Here is an 18,606-nt window from a genome sequence, read left to right as displayed (position 1 = left end):
CTGCGCCGGACGCATTAAGGCAGAGAGTTCCTCCCGGGTGACGGGAGGGCTCTTTTTTTTGCTCCATGCCGGTTACCCGATCCCGTAGTATAATGGATGTATCATTTGGGGGAGGAATTTGGAAGTGACTTTAATCAAGCAGCTCAAGAACCAGGATGAATTCGTAGGCTTTTATCTGCTCAAGGAGCTGGAAGTGAAGCAGACGAACGCGAATCCGCCTAAGGATTATTTGGATATCGTATTATGCGACGCAACCGGGGAAATGCCGGCGAAATTTTGGGACGCTTCGCAGACGGACAAAGAGACGTTTTTTCCGATGGGGCTCGTGAAGGTACGCGGGGTTGTCCAGACCTACCGGGAAAAGCTGCAGGTCAAAATCATGCAAATCCGGCCGGCCAAAGCGGAGGATGGCGTAACGCTCACGGATTTCATCCGCTCCGCGCCGATTTCGCCGGACGATCTGATTTATACGATTCAATCGGTTATCGCGGACATCGACGACGACGAAATTCGCGAGATCGTCCGGTATTGCGTCGGCAAGGTGAAGGAGAAGCTGTCCCATTACCCGGCGGCGAAAACGCACCATCACGCCTATTTCGGCGGGCTTGCTTACCATATGGTGCGGATGCTGGAAATCGGCGATTTTCTGTGCCGGCAGCGGCCGTTCCTGAACCGCGATCTGCTGAAGGCGGGCATTATACTGCACGACATCGCCAAGCCGGAGGAGATGGTCGCGCAGCTCGGCATCGTGTCCGAATACAGCGTGCAGGGCAAGCTGGTCGGGCATATCGCGATGGCCTCGAGCTGGATCACCGAGGCGGCGATCCGTCTTGGCATCGATCCCGATTCGCCGAAGGTGCTGGGGCTGCAGCATTTGGTGCTCTCGCACCACAACCTGGGCGAATGGGGCAGCCCGGTGCAGCCGCAAATGGCGGAAGCGGTCGCGCTGCACCATATCGATGCGCTGGACGCCAAGCTGCAAATGGTGGAGGACGCGTTGAATACGACGCCGGAAACCGAGGAGTGGACGCCGTTCATCCGCGGTTTGGAGAACAAGGCGATCTACCGCTTGAAGTGGTGACGCCTAAGACCCTGTTATTCCACATCAAAATCGAAATAGGTCGAGGGATAAGGTTCGTTTTTTAACGTGTAATGCCACCATTCCTTGCTGTAAGGTTTAAAACCTTGCTTGACCATCGCGGTCTTCAGAATGTAGCGGTGTTTGCGCTGTTCCTTGGTCAGCCCTTTGGCTCCGTGCGCGGAAACCGCCCCCAGGAAATCGACGCGGCCGCCCATATCGACTTCTTCCCCGGTCCGTTTGTACACCATGGTCAGATCGACCGTGCTGCCACGGGAATGTCCGGATTTGGAAGAGAGATAGCCGAGTTTGAACAGGTTTTTCTTGTCGACGTCGGGGTAAAATTTCTCTTTCATCAGTGTGTCCTGCGGTTTTTTGGACCAGGCGATGAAATGGTCGACCGCTTTTTGCGGGCGGTAGGCGTCGATGATCTTGAGCCGGTACCCCTGCTTCTCCAAATCGTCGTTGACCTTTTTTAAAGCGCGGGCCGCCCTTAAGGTTGATATGGCAAAAGGGGCGTTATATCCGTCGATCCGCTCGCCGATAAAGTTGTCCCCGGTATAATAGCGGATGTCGTAAACCGCATCCGGGATCACTTCATCGAGATAGACGAATCCTTTTCCTTTGGGCAGTTGATTCCGCTTTTCGATAGATTTGGGCGGGGCCGTTTCCGCTTGCGCGGCTGCGGCTTTGTCCGGGCTTGCCGCGGTTATCCCGGTTCCGGCGGTATTCCAGCTGATCAACAGCAGCAGGGCGGACAGGCCAAGCAGGATAGTCCGCCGCAGGCTTCGCCGGGCAAATCGGTACACACTGGCGCGAGGTTGAGGTTGGTCGGAAGTATAGGGATCGGTAGAATTGCGGTTACGGGAAAACATTGTATGGCTCCTTTCGTGTCTGCTTTCAATGGGAAACATAATGACGTAATTTTCTTCATATCGTTTTTGTGAAAACGCTTTATAAAAGTGGCCGCTCCGGTTGTTTTTAGGTGGAGGGTTTCTCCTCAAACCGCAAAGCTTCCCGGAACAGCCGATTCAAATCAAATGAAAGACAGGGGAGTAGCGGTGAGATGATCGTTCCCTGATCGACGTATATAATTCCGTCACTAAAATCTGATGGGCTATTTTGGGCGAGGACAGGAAATCGTAACGTACGCCTCCGATAATTTCGAATCGCTCTTCGATCCAATAGCTGCCTGGAGTTTCTTTGACGAAAGTGCGCTGCTTGTCCTGCTTCTTTTCGCTCATGGCAGACCTCCTTAGGGCGTATTTACTTCTATTTTAATGCATGCGGATAAGGGCGTACAGCCTACTTGAAGTGAGGCGTGGGATGTGAGACTTTGATCACTACCACGAAAGAAAGTTCTATTATATTCTCGTAGGAGGGATTGTCTTGGCAAAGATCAGGATCGGGAAAATCAGCTTTTGGCATGTGCATGCTTGGGATTATGAAAGAGGCCGGGAACCATGCGCGGGCCGTTCCTCAGATAATCGCTGAGGCGCGGTCCGCTCCCATGTTCGCTTACGTTTTCATGCTCATGGTTGTGGCGGTTGTCTCCCAGAAAAGAAGCCAATTCAAAACTCCTTGAAAATGCCATTAATGCAAAATGCGGTAAATTGAAAGAAGATGAGATGATTGGGATTTTTTTGGAAAGGGGTTATCGCGTGTGAATGGTTCTTCTCTGGGAACGGACAAAGAGGCTGTTTTGGTGGAGATGAAGCGGTTGAAGCAGAAGGCGGACCGGCTGCTCGCGATGTCGATCAGGCTGGGCCAGCCCGGGCTGGTCGTGGAAGCGGAGCAGTTGTACCGGGAAATCGACAAGCTGTCGGAATATTCGGGATAAAGCGGATAATGTTATATGTATGTAATGTTAAATAACATATATAAAAATATGTTATTTTTTTTGACATAAATATATTGACAAGTCCTCGGAATCGCCTATAATTAAACATAAGATTCATCGTTTTAAGGATCACACCCGATTAATATGACATATTATCTTACATGAAATGGGGTGTGGGGATGATTACTTCGGCGGGCGAACTGAAGCAGGAAATTTTGAGGATTTACAACGCGATCAATAAGCGGATTTTTAACGTGGGTGTAAAACAGCAAAAGGTGGATTTCGTCGGCAACAAAATAGTGATCGTCTCCTTAAATGGACGAGTCCCGGTGTTGAAGCTTTTGGACGAGGAGTACCGTTTTTCGACAAGACAGCTTGATTATTTGCTGTTTCAGGTCTTTAAGCGGGAAATCAAGGCGGCGCTTGAGCAGCAATTTCAATTGAATATTGTCGCAGTACTCAAAGATTACGATGCCGAGACCGAATTTTCCGGTACGATCGTGGTCTTGGATCGCGACGTGGAGCATTATCTGAAGGAACCGCCGGAACTCCGGTAGCGGAGAGCCGGTTAATCGTCAGTTTGGACTCGTGGGCGCATCGAAGGATGCGCCTGCGGACCTGGGCTGGCGATTTTTCTGTACCCGAATTTGTTATTAAAAAAAGGGCTCAACCTAATAATCAGATCAACATTCGCTGTCCGGACGCTTTGCACGATTATCCCGTTTGATCCGAAAAGCAGAGAGGAAGATAAATTCAGGAGAGGAAAAAAGGTTTGGGAGCAGCAGACATGTTCGAGATTGTTAGTTCGAGATCGTTAAGTTCGAGATTGTTAGACAGGTTTGTGAGAAGGAGGATTAGGAGAAGGAGATTTAGGAGAAGTGAAGCAGACCTAACGGGAGGAATGGGGCAGGACACCGGGAAATGAAAGGGCCGTGATCAGCCCCCCCTCCCCCCTGAACAAGAGGGATAATCGTGCAAAGCAGCGTGCAGGGATACCAGGACACGAACGCTATCATAATTTATTTTGTCAAGCACTGATCTCGGCTTTGAGCCAAACAAAGATTTGCACTTTAAGGAGGATGGGGAGCATGCAGCCGAAAATCGAAATTTCCGGGGTCAGCAAATGGTTTCGCCGAAACGGTCAGGAGATTCCCGCGATGCGGGAAACGAGCCTGACGATCGAGGAAGGCCGGTTCGTCAGCATGATCGGTCCGAGCGGATGCGGGAAATCGACCTTGTTCAACATTATCGCCGGCCTGATTCCGCCCTCGACCGGGCAGGTGATCGCGGACGGGCGCAATATCGTCGGTAAAACGGGTTATGTCGGCTATATGCTGCAAAAAGACATGCTGCTGCCGTGGCGGACAATTCTGGACAACATCATCCTCGGCATGGAGGTGCGCGGCATTCCGCGCAAGGAGGCCGTAGAGCGGGCCTTGCCTTTGATGGAGAAGTACGGGCTGAAGGGGTTTGACAAGCATTATCCGCAGGAGCTGTCGGGAGGCATGCGGCAGCGGGCGGCGCTGCTCAGGACGCTGCTGTACGACCGCGACATCATTTTGCTGGACGAGCCCTTCGGCGCGCTGGACGCGCAAACCCGGCTGACGATGCAAAACTGGCTGCTGCAAATCTGGACGGATTTCGGCAAAACGGTGCTGTTCGTTACGCACGACATCGACGAGGCGATTTATTTGTCCGACGACATTTACGTATTTTCCCCGCGCCCCGGGCGCGTGAAGTCGAAAATTACGGTCACGATGGAGCGGCCGCGCAAGACGGAAGACATGACCTCGCCGGATTTTATGGAGCTCAAGCATCATCTGCTTGATGAGCTTGCGGCGGGGCACGCGGAAGAGGACATCGCTTTATAGCCGAGCTTAACATATCACATTTATCCAGGAGATTTAGGAGGCGATTCTACGATGGAAACGGTACGAAAATCGGCTTTTATGGTTCAGGCGCTGCCGGCGGATGCGGCGGAGACGGCGGATGCTGCGGGAAAGGCGGAAAAAGAGGGAAGGGCGGCCAAAGCGGCGAAGGCGGCCAAGGCGCAGGCCGCGTCCCGTTCCGCTCCGCTGATCCACGATGAGGAAGCGGCCGCCCGGAGGCGGGCCCGCGTGATCGGCTGGGGCAGATTTGCCGTGGCAGTCCTGTTGTTTGTCGTATGGGAGGTGTTTACCCGGCTTGGCTGGCTTGATCCTTATTACTGGAGCAGCCCGAGCGTTATTTTGCAAACGACCTGGGTACAGTTGACGGCAGGCACGCTGCTTTCCGACATCGTCTACACGTCCGGCTCCACCGTGCTTGGCTTCGTGTTCGGGACGCTGCTTGGCGCGCTGCTCGGCCTCTCCTTCTGGTGGTCAAAGAGCTATGCCGGCATCAGCGAACCTTACCTGATCGTCCTGAACGCCATGCCGAAGCTGGCGCTGGCCCCGGTGCTCGTCATTTTGCTCGGGATCGGCTTTTTTTCCAAAGTGGCGCTCGCTTTTTCGATGACGGTCGTCGTGGCCGCCCTATCGGCTTACAGCGGGGTCAAAAGCGTTGATCCGGACATGGAAAAGCTGATGTATTCGCTGGGCGCCAAACGGATGCAGGTGTTCACCAAAGTGGTGATTCCGTGGTCGATGCCGTGGATCATCAGCAGCCTGCGCATCAACATTGCGCTCGCGCTGGCGGGAGCGATCGTCGGCGAGTTTATCGCCTCCAGCCAGGGCGTCGGCCGGATGATCATGTACGCCGGCACGATTCTCGACATCAATCTCGTGTGGGTCGGCGTGGTCGTCCTGTCGGTGCTGTCCATGGTCATGTATTGGGGCGTGGTGCTGCTGGAAAAAGGACTGTCAAAGGGACTTGGCGTGAGGTAGTGCATCGCACCGTCATCCATTCAACTTGAGGGGGAAACCGTATGAAGAAAAGAATCGCATTGCCGCTGCTGCTGGCTTTGGCGCTGGCCGGCGGACTGCTCGCCGGATGCGGGGGCAAGAAGGACGAGCCGACGGCGGAAGCCGCGCCCGGCGGGGAAAAACTCAAAAAGATCGTCATCGCCGAACCGGTCCATTCCACAGGGTATTTACCGCTTTACCTGGCTCAGCGGGAAGGCTACTTCCAAAAACGCGGGCTCGATGTGGAGGTCATCCAGGCGTCCGGCGGGGCGCACGTGACCGCCGTCGTCAGCGGCGACGCCTGGGGCGTTATCGGCGGCACGGAGTCCAATGCGCTGGCCAACAACAAAAACTCCGACCCGATCGTGTCGGTCGTGAATGTCGTCAACCGGGCCAACGTGTACCTGGTCGCGAAAAAAGGGCTGGCGCCCAAAAGCGGATCGGAAGCCGATCTGAAGGAATTTTTCCAAGGGAAAAAAATCAACGCGGGGCGCCACGGCGGAACCCCGAACCTGCTGATCCGTTATTTGCTGCTGTATTTGGGGCTTGATCCGGAAAAAGACGTCACCCTGCTGGAACCGGCCGACGCGTCGACCGTGGTGACGATGGTGCAGCAGGGCGCGGCCGATATCGGCAACGGCGCCGAACCGCAAATCAGCGACGGGATCTCCAAAGACGTATGGGGCGAGCCGTTTTACAAGTTCCACGATTTCGGCGATTTCTCCTATTCGGTGCTGAGCGTCAAAAAATCGACGATCGCAAACGATCCGGAAACGGTGCAAAAATTCGTCGATGCGATCAAAGAAGCGCTGAACGCCGTCAACAACGACAAGGAGCTGGCGCAAAAAAATATGAAAGCCGAGTTCCCGACGCTGTCGGACGAGGCGATCCAGGCTTCGCTTGACCGGGCGTATGAGGACAACTTGTGGAGCCGGGACGGGTTTATTACGGAGGCGGCCGTTAAGCAGGATATGGACGTGCTGATCAAAACCGGCATTTTTAAAGGCGATTATGCCTATGACCAATTGGTGGACATGCAGTTTGTGAACAAATCCAAATAAACGATTGCGGGGTGAAGATTCGTGGACAACAATCTGGAACAAAAGCTTCTGCACAGCCGTCCGGCCGTTTTGGTCGTCGATGTGCAGAACGATTACTGCCATCCGGAAGGGGCGCTGGCCAAGGTCGGAAGCGACGTCAGCGGCGTGCGCGGGATGATGCCGAACCTGCATCGTCTGCTGGCGGCGGCCAGACGTTATGAAGTGCCGGTCATATTTATCCAGACGTTCCATGAAGAAGCGACCGATTCCGCGGCCTGGAAAGCCCGCTCGAACGGACGGTCGCTGGAGGTGTGCCGGACGGGCACCTGGGGGGCCGGGTTCTATGAAGTCGCCCCCGAGCCGGGCGAAACGGTGGTGAACAAACACCGCTACAGCGCGTTTGTCAATACGCGGCTCGATTCCGTGCTGCGCAGCCAAAAAATCGAAACCCTGATCATGACCGGGGTCAGCACCAACGTTTGCGTGGAATCGACGGCGAGAGACGGGTTTATGCTCGATTACCACATCGTATTGCTCAGCGACGCCTGCGCTTCTTACTCCAAGAAGGCTCATGAAATGACGATGGAAAACATCAGAGGGTATTTTGGCGATGTAGCGGAGTCCGGGAGCGTCATTGCTCTCTGGGAGCGGGAACGGAAAGCGCCGGAAATGCTGCTGAAGGTCGCGAAACAACGGTGACGGAAGCAGCGCTGCAAAAAAGCAAGGCCGCCGCAGGCCGCCCTTTGGGGAACCTCCCGCTGAACGGCAGGCGGCGCCTGCTCGTTCAATACATCATTTGCACCGGGGCTTTCTTGTCCAATCTTTCCGCCGGTCTGTTCAATATCGCGTTGGTGGACATCGCTCATGACTTTGGGGTGAACATGGCTGTCGCGCAATGGGTCGTTACGGTGTATTTGCTAGTCATCTCGGTGCTGCTGCCGATCATGGGGCGGCTTGGCGATACGTTCGGCAGGCGGACCGTGCACAACCTCGGGTACTTCTGCTTTGCCCTTGGGGCGCTCTGCTGCGCCCTGGCCCCGTCGCTCGGCTGGCTGCTCGCCTTCCGGGCCGTGCAGGGCGTAGGCGCCTCGATGTATCAGGCGACGAACATGGCGCTGATCGTCTCGGTGTTTCCGCCGGAGAAGCGGGGCAAAGCGCTGGGCCTGATCAGCACGTTCGTCGCCGCCGGCTCGATGATCGGTCCCAGCCTCGGCGGCGTGCTGATCCAATGGTTCTCCTGGGAGACCAGCTTCTGGCTGCTTGCCGGAGCCGCGCTCCTGGCTTGGGGGTTGGCCAAGCGGTTTATTCCCAAAGATCCGCCTGTGCTTGAAGGGCGGATCGATGCGACCGGAGCGTTCTTGTTCGCAGCCGCCTTGGCGGGGCTGGTGACGGCGATCAATCTCGGCTCCGCGTGGGGCTGGTTTTCTCCGGCGGTACTGGCTCTGCTGCTGCTGTTCGCCTCCGGCGCGGCCGGCTTTGCCGCCTGGTGCCTTTCTTCCCGGTGGGAAGCTAGACGTGTGAACGGGTCGGGCGGCGCGGCCGGAGGGAGAATATTTCGCGGGCGCGCAAGCTCTCCGTTCATCGACCTGCGGCTGCTTGCCGACGGGGCGATGAATACGGGCATCTGGATCACCATCGTCACGTATATGGCGGCCTTTTCGGCCCAGCTTGTCCTGCCGGTGTTTCTGCGCAGCGAGCTGGGCATCCCGCCCGCGTTGGCCGGGCTGATCATGATGGGCTATCCGCTCGCGCTGATCGTCGCTTCCCCGGTGTTCGGCAGCTGGTCGGACAAGCTGGGTCCTTTGCCGCTGCTGGCGGCGGGGCTGCTGACGATGGGCGGCGTGCTGGCGGTCCTCGGATTTTTGACGCCGGCGCATCCGCTGCTGCTGCTGATCGCGCTGATCGTCCTGCTCGGCATTTCCATGGGCATGATCACCTCGCCGAACAACAGCCTGGTCATGGGCCGGGCAGGCAGCGGCCAGCTGGGTTTGATCAGCAGCCTGCTCGCTTTGTCCCGGAACCTCGGCATGATGTTCGGGACAGCCGCGGGCGGCGCGCTACTCGCCGGCGGGGCGGGCAATGCGGGAGATTGGGGAAAGGCGGGGACAAATGCGGCCGGCGGCGCCGGAACGTCCGGAATGGCGCAAACGGCCGGGGCGGCGCAGATGCTGGAGCTGGCCGGCTTCCATACGGTTTTTGCCATTTGCCTGGTGCTGGTGCTGTTTTCCCTGCTGCTTCTGCTCTTCACCGTTCGTCAGGGCAGACATCGCCGTAAGGAGACGGTATCATCGAAAATTTAAAATAAACCACGAGAAACCTCGCCGGCGGCGAGGTTTTTTAAGATTTTTGAAGGAATTTGCTGAGTTATGTAGAAATTTCACATCTAGCATCGTATCAGGAAGCGGGGTGAAATGAATTGGATTTTTTCGATAAACTGAAAGCGGGCGTTGCCGAGGCGGGCAGCAAGGCCAAGACGGTGGTGGAAGTCAACCGGCTAAAGATGCAAAACAACACCCTGCAGGGTCAAATCGATCAGCAATATCAGGAGATGGGCAAACGGGTTTTCGAAGCTGCGCAGGGGGGCAATTGGCCTCTCGGAAAGGAAGCGTTCACGCAAAATATGGAACGGATTCTTAAGCTGAAGGCCGAAATCGATGGGAACCTGGCGCAAATCGCCAGCCTGTCTGAATGAAAATATGATGGGGAGCCTGGTGCAAGGTTGTCCACAAACATCCGATTAGGAGGAATTATTTCTAATGCAGCAATTTTCCGTGGTTCTCCGCGAGCTGCGAGCCTGGTTTGAGTCATTTAAATGGTATCCGCGGATTCAGGCCTATTCCCTTCATTTGCTGTTCGGCGGGTTAGGCGTCAAGTTTTTGTATGAATTGTTGGCGGCGGTACTTCCATACGGCGGCTATAGTTTTATCCATACGGTATTCTACACCATTCCGCTGGTATCATTGGCCAATTATGCTTTTCTGCTCGGCGCTTGGTTGACCTTAGTCTCGAAAAACGTAAAATACTTGCCTTACGGACTATGGGCCAATGCGGTATTGATGATTTTTCCGTTTACCGCGATCTCGCTTTCACTTCTGATCCCGGTCGCGGTGTATGCGTTTTTGGGATATGCTTTGTTTAAATACACGGCGTCGGTTTATGCTGAACAGTGACGGTTAGTATATAGCTTTAACGATAGATGCCCGAGGTTTCGGCCTCGGGCATCTATTCCGTTATCCATTCCGTTATCCAAAGTGTCCAGGGTCAGTTCATTTCGTCTCCTGCACTCTTTCCGCTAGTCCGCTTAAATGGGGCTTTAATTCCGGCAGCGAAAGGGAATGCTTGATCGCTTTGGCCACAAGCCTGGCGATATGGCGGGCCCCGGTGTCGGAAAAATGGGTGTCGTCCCGGATGCCGTCCGGATAGTTGGGATGGGCCCCTTCGGGCAGATGCATAAACAGATGGCGGGACCCTTCCTCGCCGAGCGCCCGGTACAACTGCTGCGATGCCGCAAAAATATCGAGCAGCGGCGTTCCGGTCTCCGCGGCGGCCTGCCTCATCGCTTCGGGATACGCCCCGACGGCTTCGGGGTCAGGGCTTCCGTCCGCGAGAAAGCGCCTGCGGCTGACCGAAGTCAGCAGCACCGGCGTCCCGCCGCGCTGCCTGGCGCTGGCGATAAACCGCTTCAGGTTGCCCGGGTACGCCTCTTCCGGATCGGCGTAACGGGAGGGGTCCTCCTGTTTGCCGTCATTGTGTCCGAATTGGATGAACAGGTAGTCCCCCGGCCGGAGATCCCGCTCAATGTCGGCGAGCCGGCCTTCGTCCAGAAACGATTTGCTGCTGCGCCCGTTGACGGCGCGGTTGTCGACGCGGACGGACGAATCGAAATAATCCTGCAGGTATTCGCCCCAGCCGGTCATCGGTTTCTCGGCGGCGCCTTTCAGCGCAGCCGTGGAATCCCCGGCGATAAATACGGTGATTTTCATGTTTACCTTCCTCCTGCGGGCCCGTTTACAACGTAACCCCGGTTTTGAAAATCGCCAGCTCGCGCACTTCGTTTTGCTCGTTGCGGGTTTTTTGGCCGCTGGCTACCGCGATCACATAAGCGATAAATTCCTCGAGCACTTCTTCCATCGGCTTTTCCAGCAGCGGGCCGGCGTTAAAATCCATCCAGTGCCCTTTGCGGGCAAACAGCTCGTTGTTCGTCGCCACCTTCACCGTCGGGACAAAGCTGCCAAACGGCGTTCCCCGCCCGGTTGTGAACAAGACGAGCTGGCAGTCCGCGGCCGCGAGTGCCGAGCTGGCGACCAGATCGTTGCCCGGCGCCTGGAGCAGGCTGAGGCCTTTTTTGCGCAGCTTTTCGCCGTACTGCAGCACGTCGACGACCGGAGCGGTTCCCGCCTTTTGCGTGCAGCCGAGCGATTTGTCCTCCAGGGTGCTGATGCCGCCGGCCTTGTTGCCCGGGGAGGGATTTTCGTACACCGGCTCGCCGTGAGACAGGAAATACTGCTTGAAGTCATTGATGAGGGCGACGATTTGCGCAAAAACATCCTTATTCGCGGCGCGGGCCATCAGCATGTGTTCGGCACCGAACATTTCCGGTACTTCGGTCAGCACCGTCGAGCCGCCCTGGGAGATGAGAAAATCGGAGAACGCCCCCAGCAGCGGGTTGGCCGTAATCCCGGAAAATCCGTCGGACCCGCCGCATTTCAGGCCCACGTTCAGCTCGCTGAGCGGCACCGGTTCGCGCCGGTCATGTTTGGCCGCCTCGTACAGCTCTTCCAGCAGCGCCACACCGGCTTCCGCTTCATCTTCCACCTCCTGGGCGACAAGGAATTTGATCCGGCTTTCGTCAATATCGCCAAGCAGATTGCGGAACTCGGCGACCACGTTGTTTTCACAGCCGAGGCCAAATACGAGCACGCCGCCGGCGTTGGGATGACCCACGGCATCCAGAAGTATGCTGCGGGTCATCCGATGGTCGTCGCCGAGCTGCGAGCAGCCGTACGGGTGCTTTAGCACAGTCACGTTGTCGAAGGGGCCAAGGTCCGGATGCAGCACCTTGAATTCGGCGATGATCTGCTCGGCGATGCCGTTGACGCAGCCGACCGTCGGTACGATATATAAATCATTGCGGATGCCGACTTTGCCGTTTCGGCGGCGATAGCCGTCAAAGGTCAGGTTGCGTTTGGGATAAGTGACGGGATGGAGGTCGGGCCGGTATTCGTACGTTTCTTCCCCGGCCAAACCGGTTTTTAAATTGTGGGTATGCACCCATTCGCCTTGGGCGATATCCGCCGCCGCGCGGCCGATCGGATAACCGTATTTGATCACGGCGGAGCCGGCCGCCAAATCGGCAAGCGCGATTTTATGGCCTTGCGGGATCGCTTCCCGGGCTTTGACGGACAAAGCATCAAACGCGATTTCTTCCCCGGCTTCAATCGGGCGCAGCGCCACCGCCACGGTGTCCCGGGGGTTCATTTTCATCAGTCGTTGCATGTGATTTCTCCTCCTAAACGCTGCCGCAGGACGGCGCGGCAGCCCATTTGGTCAAGCTGCATTAAATCGTCCTTCAGGGCTTCGGCAAGCTGCGGGATGTCCGACAGGTCCAATCCCCATAAGACTTCGCTCTTCAGGATTGTCCGGATAAACGAGTTCGGATCCGGGGTTTGCCAAGCCTCGTCAAAAACGGCCAGCACTTCCGGGCTGTCCTTCCGCTCCAGGCGGTCTCCCCGATAACCGAGCAGCAGGGCGGCGAAGGAGAGGGTAAGGAGCCCCGGCAGCTTCCGGCTTTCCTGAACATGCCGCAGCAGGACGGGCAGCAGACGGGTTGTGAATTTGGAAATGCTGTTCAAATAAATCGACGCCAGCTCATGCCGGACAAACGGGTTCATAAACCGTTCCCGCACGGCCCGGGCGTAAGCATGCAGCTCAGGTTTGGGCAAATGGAGCCCCGGTAGCAGTTCGTCTTCCATCAACCGGCGCACGAACGCGGAAAAATCCGCGTCCTTCATAACCTCTTCCACCGTTTGCAGCCCGGCGAGCAGCCCCAGCGAAGCCATCGCCGTGTGCGGGCCGTTCAGCAGATGGACTTTTTGTTCGCGGTAAGGCTTCAGATCCTTGGTGAAAATAACATCTAATCCCGCTTGGGCGAGCGGCAGACGCGCGGGCAGCCAGGACGGGCCTTCGATCACCCAAAGCAGGTACGGCTCGGACGCCACCATCAGCCGGTCCTGATAGCCCAATTCGCGCTCCAGTTCATTTGCTTGCTCCTGCGGAAAACCGGCGACGATCCGGTCGACCAGGGTGCAGCAAAACGTATTTTCCCGGTTCAGCCAGGTTGCAAATGGTTCGCCGAGCCGCCAATCCGCCGCGTAGCGGAGCACGATTTCCCGCAGTCTTTCGCCGTTGCGGTCGATCAGCTCGCAGGGGAGGATGACGAAGCCTTTTTTTCCGAGCCGGAAACGCCGGTAAAGCAGGGCCGTCAGCTTGCCGGGAAAGCTGCTGGGGGGCCGGTCGTTCAGCGTGTCGGCGGGATTGTAAGCGATTCCGGATTCGGTCGTGTTGGACGTGATGAACTCCAGATTATCGTCTTCGGCCAAAGCCAAAAAGCCTTCATAGTCGCTGTAAGGGCTGATTAGGCGGCTGACGCTCGTGATGATTTCGCGTTCCCGCACCGTTTTTTGTCCGGCGATGCCGTCGATCACGACCGTATAAAGGCAGTCCTGCTTTTCGAAATCCTCGCTCACCGGGCCGTTCCGGGGTTTGACCATCACCACGCTGCCTTGAAACAGCCCTTGCTTGTTCATCCGCTGCAGCTGCCATGCCGCAAAAGCACGCATAAAGTTGCCTTCCCCGAATTGAATCACGCGCTCGGGATAGATAGGCAAGTCCGGGTACATGGTTCTGGAAAGCAATCGTGCCATCCGTCATCGCTCCTTAGCTGAAATGTATGGTTTAATGCACACGTTAACAATTTTGCGTGAATTCTGAGTTGGTTTCAGAACCGTCCCGTCCATTCGGTACGTTGGTTCGTAGATTGTGGCATCCGTTAGAGTAGTTTGTGGTCTAACTTTTGCAGGTTTTCACCGTTAAACTTTCGCCACCGTTCCGCGCACCATTAACGACGTGGGAACCAGCAGCTGCTCCGGCGGGGAGTCCGGTTCCTGCATCAGTTCGATCAGTTTGCGCATGCCGAGCTCGCCAATGTCGGCAACCGGCCTGCGGATCGTCGTGAGCGCCGGGTTGGTGTATTTGGCAAACAGGATGTCGTCGAAGCCGATGAGCGAAACCTGGTCCGGTACGGCCACCCGCTGTTCGAAGCAGGCGTTCATCGCGCCGATCGCCATATCGTCGTTGGAGCAGAACACAAGCGACGGCGGCTTCGGCAGGGAAAGCAGCCGGGCCATCATCCGGTGCCCGCTTTCGATGCTGTAATCGCCAAGGACGATATAATCGGGCGAGATCGCGACGCCATGGGCCAGCAGGCTGTCGAGAAAACCTTGCCTCCGCTCCGCCGACGATTTGAAGCCGGGTTTGCCTTCGATGATCGCCAGCCTGCGGTGGCCTTGCGCCAGGGCGTAGTCGATCGCTTCCCGCACCCCGTCGCGGTCGCCTGCCGCCACATTGGGAATGCTGCGGTCCTCCAGCAGCCGGTTTAATACGACCAGCGGAATGCCCATGCTTTTAACGTGATAAATGAAGGCGTTGTCGGCGTCGCTTTGGCTCATGACGAGAATGCCGTCAAACCGGTGCGGAGAAATGCCGTCCAGGTGGCGGATGCTGTCGATCCCATGCACCGTCAAGCTGTAATTTTCGTCCAACGCGGCGTTGATGCCTTTGATGGCGTCGACGAGAAAGCTGGACGAGGTCCCTTGGTCGATGCTGGAAAAAAACAGTCCGATCGTATACGATTTTTTCATGACCAGGCTTTTGGCGTTGACATTCGGAACATAGTTCATCTCTGCGGCGATCTTTTCGATTTTGTCGCGCGTTTCCTTCTTGATCAGCGTACTTCCGTTCAGCGCCCGGGATACGGTGGTGTGCGATACGCCGGCGACGCGTGCGATGTCTTTGATCGTGACCATATAACCTCTTCTTCGTCAATTAAAATTTTCACGTTTTCATTCTAAATCGCGTTTTATTTTAAAGTCAAGAAAAATATCATTTTGCACACGTGAAAATAAATTGTCAGCAAAATCATGTAAGCGCTATAATAAAAATAATCCCTTGGGAGAAGGAGCGTCCGTCGATGCATAAAGGAAGCTTGTTCTATAAAATATTCATCCCGATTCTCGTGCTCGGCATTGGTCTTGTGGCCAGCTTTGCCGGTTACATTTATTTCAGCACGGTCAACTCCGTAAATGAGCGGATCGCCGGCGGCAAACAAAACTTTATTTTGCAGACGAAAAATAATTTGGAGCAGCAGATCCGGTCGATCGAATATGCGTTTGACACGTACAGCACGACGACATCGTTTAGCGAAATTGTCAAAAACCCGATCACGGAGCAGGATTTCATCGCGTACCGGAACGTGAACAGCCAACTGAACTACATCGCCACCTTGGGGATGGAGCGAACCGAATACGCGCTAATCAGCTTGGAGCAGAACTGGCGGATTTCGAACGGCAGGCTGACGAAACTGAGCGAAGCAGAAAGAAACGACCTTATCGCAGCTTATATACAAAATAAAAACCAAAGCCTGTTCTGGATCAAAACGGACACGGGGATCCGGTTCGTCAACACCTTGCCGGTGTTCTCCAAGAACAAACAGGCGATCGCCATGTCGGACATCTCGCTGGAGACGCTGGACCAGACGATTCAGACGGGTGACGGCAGCGGCGTTTATATTTTGAATAAGCAGGGCGAGCTCATGTATTCCGGCGGCCATCCGCAGGACCCCGGGCTCGCTTCCGGACAATTGAAAGAGGTTGTCTCCCGGATTGACGAGAACCATGAACCAACGGGGGTGCTGTCCCTGCAAAAGGCCGGCGGTCATACGTCCGCGCCGAAAATCATTTACGCCGTATCGGAATATAACCATTGGATCTATCTGACCTTGCTGGATCAAAAAGAAGTCGCCGGCGCCCTGAAGCTGGCCAAGTTCGGGATCATCACGATGGGGGCGGTGCTGACGCTGTTGATCGTCATTGTGGCTTATATCCTGGCCGTTTACTTTACAAGGCCGATCCGGCAAATCAAACGCAGCCTGTCGCTCGACGATCTGGCCGCCTCCAAAAATGAAATCGAAACGATTATTCATTCCATCGATACGATCATAACCGAAAAGGAAAGCCTGGAGAACTTGATGGAAGCGGAAAAGCCGCAGCTGGAAACGCAGCTCGTCATGAATCTGTTCCGGGGGCGCGTCTCGGCGGACGAACTGGCCGTAAAGCTGCCCAGGCTAGGATATCGGCCGGTGGAGGACCGCCTTTACGTAACGATGCTGATCCAATTGGACAATTTGGGCGAACGCGAGGCGTCGGATAAAGATGTGTTGCTGCTGGCGGTCAATAAACTGGTGGAAGAGCAAATTCCGCCGGAGCGGCGGATGCTGCCGATTATTTTGAACGATAAAACCCAAGCCACGATCCTGATGTTTACGGGCCAGACCGAACAGGAAATCCGCAAACCGCTGTTTGAAATGGCGACGGCCTTGATGAAAAGGGCCCGGGAATATTTAAAGGTGTCCATCAGCATCGGCATCAGCGATCCGTACGACAGTTTGCTCGGCAGCAAGGAAGCCTGTGAAATGGGCAAGCAGGCGCTGCATCACCGGCTTAATTTGGGCAAGGAATCGATCATCTTTTATGAGGATATTTCACAGGGCGTTTCGGGCCCGGTGCTGCTTTATTATCCGGCGGAGCTGGAATCCCGGCTCTTTGACGCGATTCGTCTCGGCGATGAGGAGCAGGTCAGCCGCTGTTTGTATTTGCTGCTCGCGGAGATGATGAAGAAAAACAAACATTCCATGAATTTCGAGGTAGCCCTGGTCCGGTTCGTGAACAATTTGATTGAGCTGGAGCAGCTGCTCGGCATCGAGGTCCTGCTTAAGCAGGACAATTACGCCCTGTATCATGTGCTGCTGGATACGCGGAATCCCGAAGAAATCGAACGGATGCTGGTGGACGAAATTATTTTTCCAATGGTCAGAAGCATGAAGGATAAGACGAACAAGCAATTCCGCAGCTTGTCCGAAGAAATCGCCGTCATCGTCAGGGCCGAATACGATCAGGAACTAACCTTGGAGCAAATCGCCGACCGGCTGCATTATAATCCGAACTATTTAAGCAACATTTTTAAAAAGGAACACGGCACGACATTTACCGAATATCTGATGAACTACAGGCTGGAAATGGCCAAAAAGTGGCTGGTCGAAACCGACATGACCGTCAGGGAGATCGCGGAGCGGCTTCAGTACCATAAACCGCAAAACTTTATCCGCTCGTTCCGCAAAAAAGAGCATGTCACCCCCGGCGAATACCGAAAAGCAAGGCAAGCGGTTTGACTTTAATATAAAGGAGCTTTTCCATGGCGGAAGAGCTCCTTTTTGACAGGTTAGAAAGTGAAAATCCCAGGATAGTTCCCCGTTCCCTCCAATGTTGGAGTCATGGCTATCAATGAACGACGTCAGGCCGTTTTTAGTCACTTAGCAGGGGAAGTGTTAGCCCTTGACCGAACCGAGCAGGGCCCCTTTCACGAAGTGGCGCTGCACGAAAGGATAGGCGATCAGCATTGGCAGGGTGGCGACGACGATCACGCCCATCTTGATCGCTTGGGCCGGCGGGACGATATCGACGACGCTGTTGTCGCCCTGCATGCCGCTGGACACGATGACGATCTGGCGCAGCAGCACCTGAATCGGCCATTTCAGGGAGTCGTTGAGATACAAAATCGCATTCATGTACGTATTCCAATACGCGACCCCGTAGAAGAGGGAGATGGTTGCGACTGACGGCAGCGACAGGGGCAGCATGATTTTGAAGAAGACGCCGAAATCGGTGCAGCCGTCGATTTTGGCCGATTCCTCCAGACTGTCCGGCAGCGCCTGAAAGAAGTTGCGCATAATGATCAGATTAAACGCGTTGATGGCGGTCGGAATAATCATGGACCAGTAGGAATCAATCAAATGTACGCTTTTTACGACGAGAAATGTGGGAATCATCCCGCCGCTGAACAGCATGGAGAAGACGACGATAAAATTGATGGTACCGCGGCCGAGCAGATATTTGCGGGACAATCCGTACGCCATTAAAGCGGTAAGGGCCATGCTTACCAGGGTTCCGACCAAGGTGACTCCGACCGATACGCCCAATCCTCTAAAGATCGTTGGCGTTGAAAAAATGTACTTGTAGGCGTCCAGGGAAAACGTGGTCGGAAACAGGATGAATTTCTTTGCTACAATTTCCTGGGTTGAAGCAAAAGAGCTGGCGATGACATTAATGAAAGGCAAAAGACAAGCCAGAGCAATGAGGGCCAACAAAGCGCCGTTGATCATCGTAAAGAACCGATCGCCGATGGAATGTTTTTTCCGTAAAGTTTGTGCCACTTGAGTTTCCTCCTCTTTATCGTTTGACATTTCCACCTTACCAATGAAAGGAGAATTACGTATATAATCTCCAATTGAGGTCTTGTTCGGACCGGAAAAAGAGGGCCAATAATCCGCATGCTCCTCAGCTTAGCCCGTAATCAGCAACTAAGGTGAAATCAGCAAAAAAGCCCGCTTCCGGCCGGTTTTGCAACCGCTGTCATCTGGTGATTATATACGGA

Annotated in this window: 18 protein-coding genes; 11 read left to right on the top strand and 7 right to left on the bottom strand. The window is 55.2% G+C overall.

The features are described 5' to 3' along the window. The first annotated feature begins 124 nt into the window (after positions 1-124). Entirely contained in the window at positions 125-1,081 is a 957-nt protein-coding gene (locus tag NYE69_RS26645) for a 3'-5' exoribonuclease YhaM family protein (RefSeq protein ID WP_036620750.1), read from the top strand. Between the two features lie 14 nt (positions 1,082-1,095). Here the strand turns inward: NYE69_RS26645 and NYE69_RS26640 are convergent, their stop codons facing one another. Then, a complete protein-coding gene (locus NYE69_RS26640) occupies positions 1,096-1,953 on the bottom strand; it encodes a M15 family metallopeptidase (RefSeq protein WP_316561250.1) in 858 nt (285 codons plus the stop codon). A 156-nt stretch (positions 1,954-2,109) separates the two neighbouring features. Continuing rightward, on the bottom strand, positions 2,110-2,322 hold the full coding sequence (locus NYE69_RS26635; RefSeq protein ID WP_340928786.1) for a hypothetical protein: 213 nt from the start codon (positions 2,320-2,322) through the stop codon (positions 2,110-2,112). 419 nt (positions 2,323-2,741) lie between these two features. Between NYE69_RS26635 and NYE69_RS26630 the strand changes: the two genes are divergently transcribed. The 9 genes from NYE69_RS26630 to NYE69_RS26590 all read left to right on the top strand — a co-directional run bounded on the left by NYE69_RS26630 (position 2,742) and on the right by NYE69_RS26590 (position 10,010). After that, positions 2,742-2,918, top strand: coding sequence for a hypothetical protein (locus tag NYE69_RS26630; protein ID WP_155621114.1), 177 nt, complete (start codon positions 2,742-2,744; stop codon positions 2,916-2,918). Positions 2,919-3,097: 179 nt separating this feature from the next. Then, on the top strand, positions 3,098-3,475 hold the full coding sequence (locus NYE69_RS26625) for a Na-translocating system protein MpsC family protein (protein WP_155621113.1): 378 nt from the start codon (positions 3,098-3,100) through the stop codon (positions 3,473-3,475). A 531-nt stretch (positions 3,476-4,006) separates the two neighbouring features. After that, entirely contained in the window at positions 4,007-4,789 is a 783-nt protein-coding gene (locus tag NYE69_RS26620) for an ABC transporter ATP-binding protein (RefSeq protein WP_340928784.1), read from the top strand. Between the two features lie 51 nt (positions 4,790-4,840). Continuing rightward, on the top strand, positions 4,841-5,782 hold the full coding sequence (locus tag NYE69_RS26615) for an ABC transporter permease (RefSeq protein WP_340928782.1): 942 nt from the start codon (positions 4,841-4,843) through the stop codon (positions 5,780-5,782). A gap of 41 nt (positions 5,783-5,823) precedes the next feature. Continuing rightward, positions 5,824-6,861, top strand: a complete 1,038-nt coding sequence (locus NYE69_RS26610) for an ABC transporter substrate-binding protein (protein ID WP_124332572.1) — start codon at positions 5,824-5,826, stop codon at positions 6,859-6,861. Between the two features lie 21 nt (positions 6,862-6,882). Further along, the gene (locus tag NYE69_RS26605; RefSeq protein ID WP_316561852.1) at positions 6,883-7,539 is read left to right on the top strand and encodes a cysteine hydrolase family protein; all 657 of its coding nucleotides are present in this window, start codon (positions 6,883-6,885) and stop codon (positions 7,537-7,539) included. Further along, positions 7,536-9,140 carry an MFS transporter gene (locus tag NYE69_RS26600; protein WP_340928779.1) on the top strand — a complete coding sequence of 535 codons (1,605 nt, stop codon included), beginning with the start codon at positions 7,536-7,538 and terminating at the stop codon, positions 9,138-9,140. Before NYE69_RS26605 ends, NYE69_RS26600 begins: the two co-directional genes overlap by 4 nt. Positions 9,141-9,256: 116 nt before the next feature. Continuing rightward, positions 9,257-9,532 (top strand): hypothetical protein, encoded by a 276-nt coding sequence (locus NYE69_RS26595; protein ID WP_051985327.1) that lies wholly within the window; start codon positions 9,257-9,259, stop codon positions 9,530-9,532. A gap of 64 nt (positions 9,533-9,596) precedes the next feature. After that, a complete protein-coding gene (locus NYE69_RS26590) occupies positions 9,597-10,010 on the top strand; it encodes a hypothetical protein (protein ID WP_316561351.1) in 414 nt (137 codons plus the stop codon). A 96-nt stretch (positions 10,011-10,106) separates the two neighbouring features. Here NYE69_RS26590 and NYE69_RS26585 read toward each other — a convergent pair whose 3' ends face one another. From NYE69_RS26585 to NYE69_RS26570, 4 genes are all read right to left on the bottom strand, one after another. Beyond that, on the bottom strand, positions 10,107-10,823 hold the full coding sequence (locus tag NYE69_RS26585) for a rhamnogalacturonan acetylesterase (RefSeq protein WP_316561350.1): 717 nt from the start codon (positions 10,821-10,823) through the stop codon (positions 10,107-10,109). 25 nt (positions 10,824-10,848) lie between these two features. After that, entirely contained in the window at positions 10,849-12,336 is a 1,488-nt protein-coding gene (locus NYE69_RS26580) for a UxaA family hydrolase (RefSeq protein WP_316561349.1), read from the bottom strand. Continuing rightward, on the bottom strand, positions 12,324-13,763 hold the full coding sequence (locus NYE69_RS26575) for a tagaturonate reductase (RefSeq protein WP_316561348.1): 1,440 nt from the start codon (positions 13,761-13,763) through the stop codon (positions 12,324-12,326). The genes NYE69_RS26580 and NYE69_RS26575 overlap by 13 nt, the downstream gene beginning before the upstream one ends. Positions 13,764-13,928: 165 nt before the next feature. Continuing rightward, a complete protein-coding gene (locus NYE69_RS26570; RefSeq protein ID WP_036620770.1) occupies positions 13,929-14,924 on the bottom strand; it encodes a LacI family DNA-binding transcriptional regulator in 996 nt (331 codons plus the stop codon). A gap of 164 nt (positions 14,925-15,088) precedes the next feature. Here NYE69_RS26570 and NYE69_RS26565 point away from each other — a divergent pair, with 164 nt between their 5' ends. Then, positions 15,089-17,344, top strand: coding sequence for a helix-turn-helix domain-containing protein (locus NYE69_RS26565; protein WP_316561346.1), 2,256 nt, complete (start codon positions 15,089-15,091; stop codon positions 17,342-17,344). A 156-nt stretch (positions 17,345-17,500) separates the two neighbouring features. Here the strand turns inward: NYE69_RS26565 and NYE69_RS26560 are convergent, their stop codons facing one another. Next, complete coding sequence (locus NYE69_RS26560) at positions 17,501-18,334, bottom strand: carbohydrate ABC transporter permease (RefSeq protein ID WP_394373468.1); 834 nt, start codon at positions 18,332-18,334, stop codon at positions 17,501-17,503. Positions 18,335-18,606: the final 272 nt, after the last annotated feature.

The organism is Paenibacillus sp. FSL R5-0527 (assembly GCF_038008055.1).
Classification (GTDB): domain Bacteria; phylum Bacillota; class Bacilli; order Paenibacillales; family Paenibacillaceae; genus Fontibacillus; species Fontibacillus macerans.
This window is presented reverse-complemented; position numbering and strand designations above follow the sequence as displayed.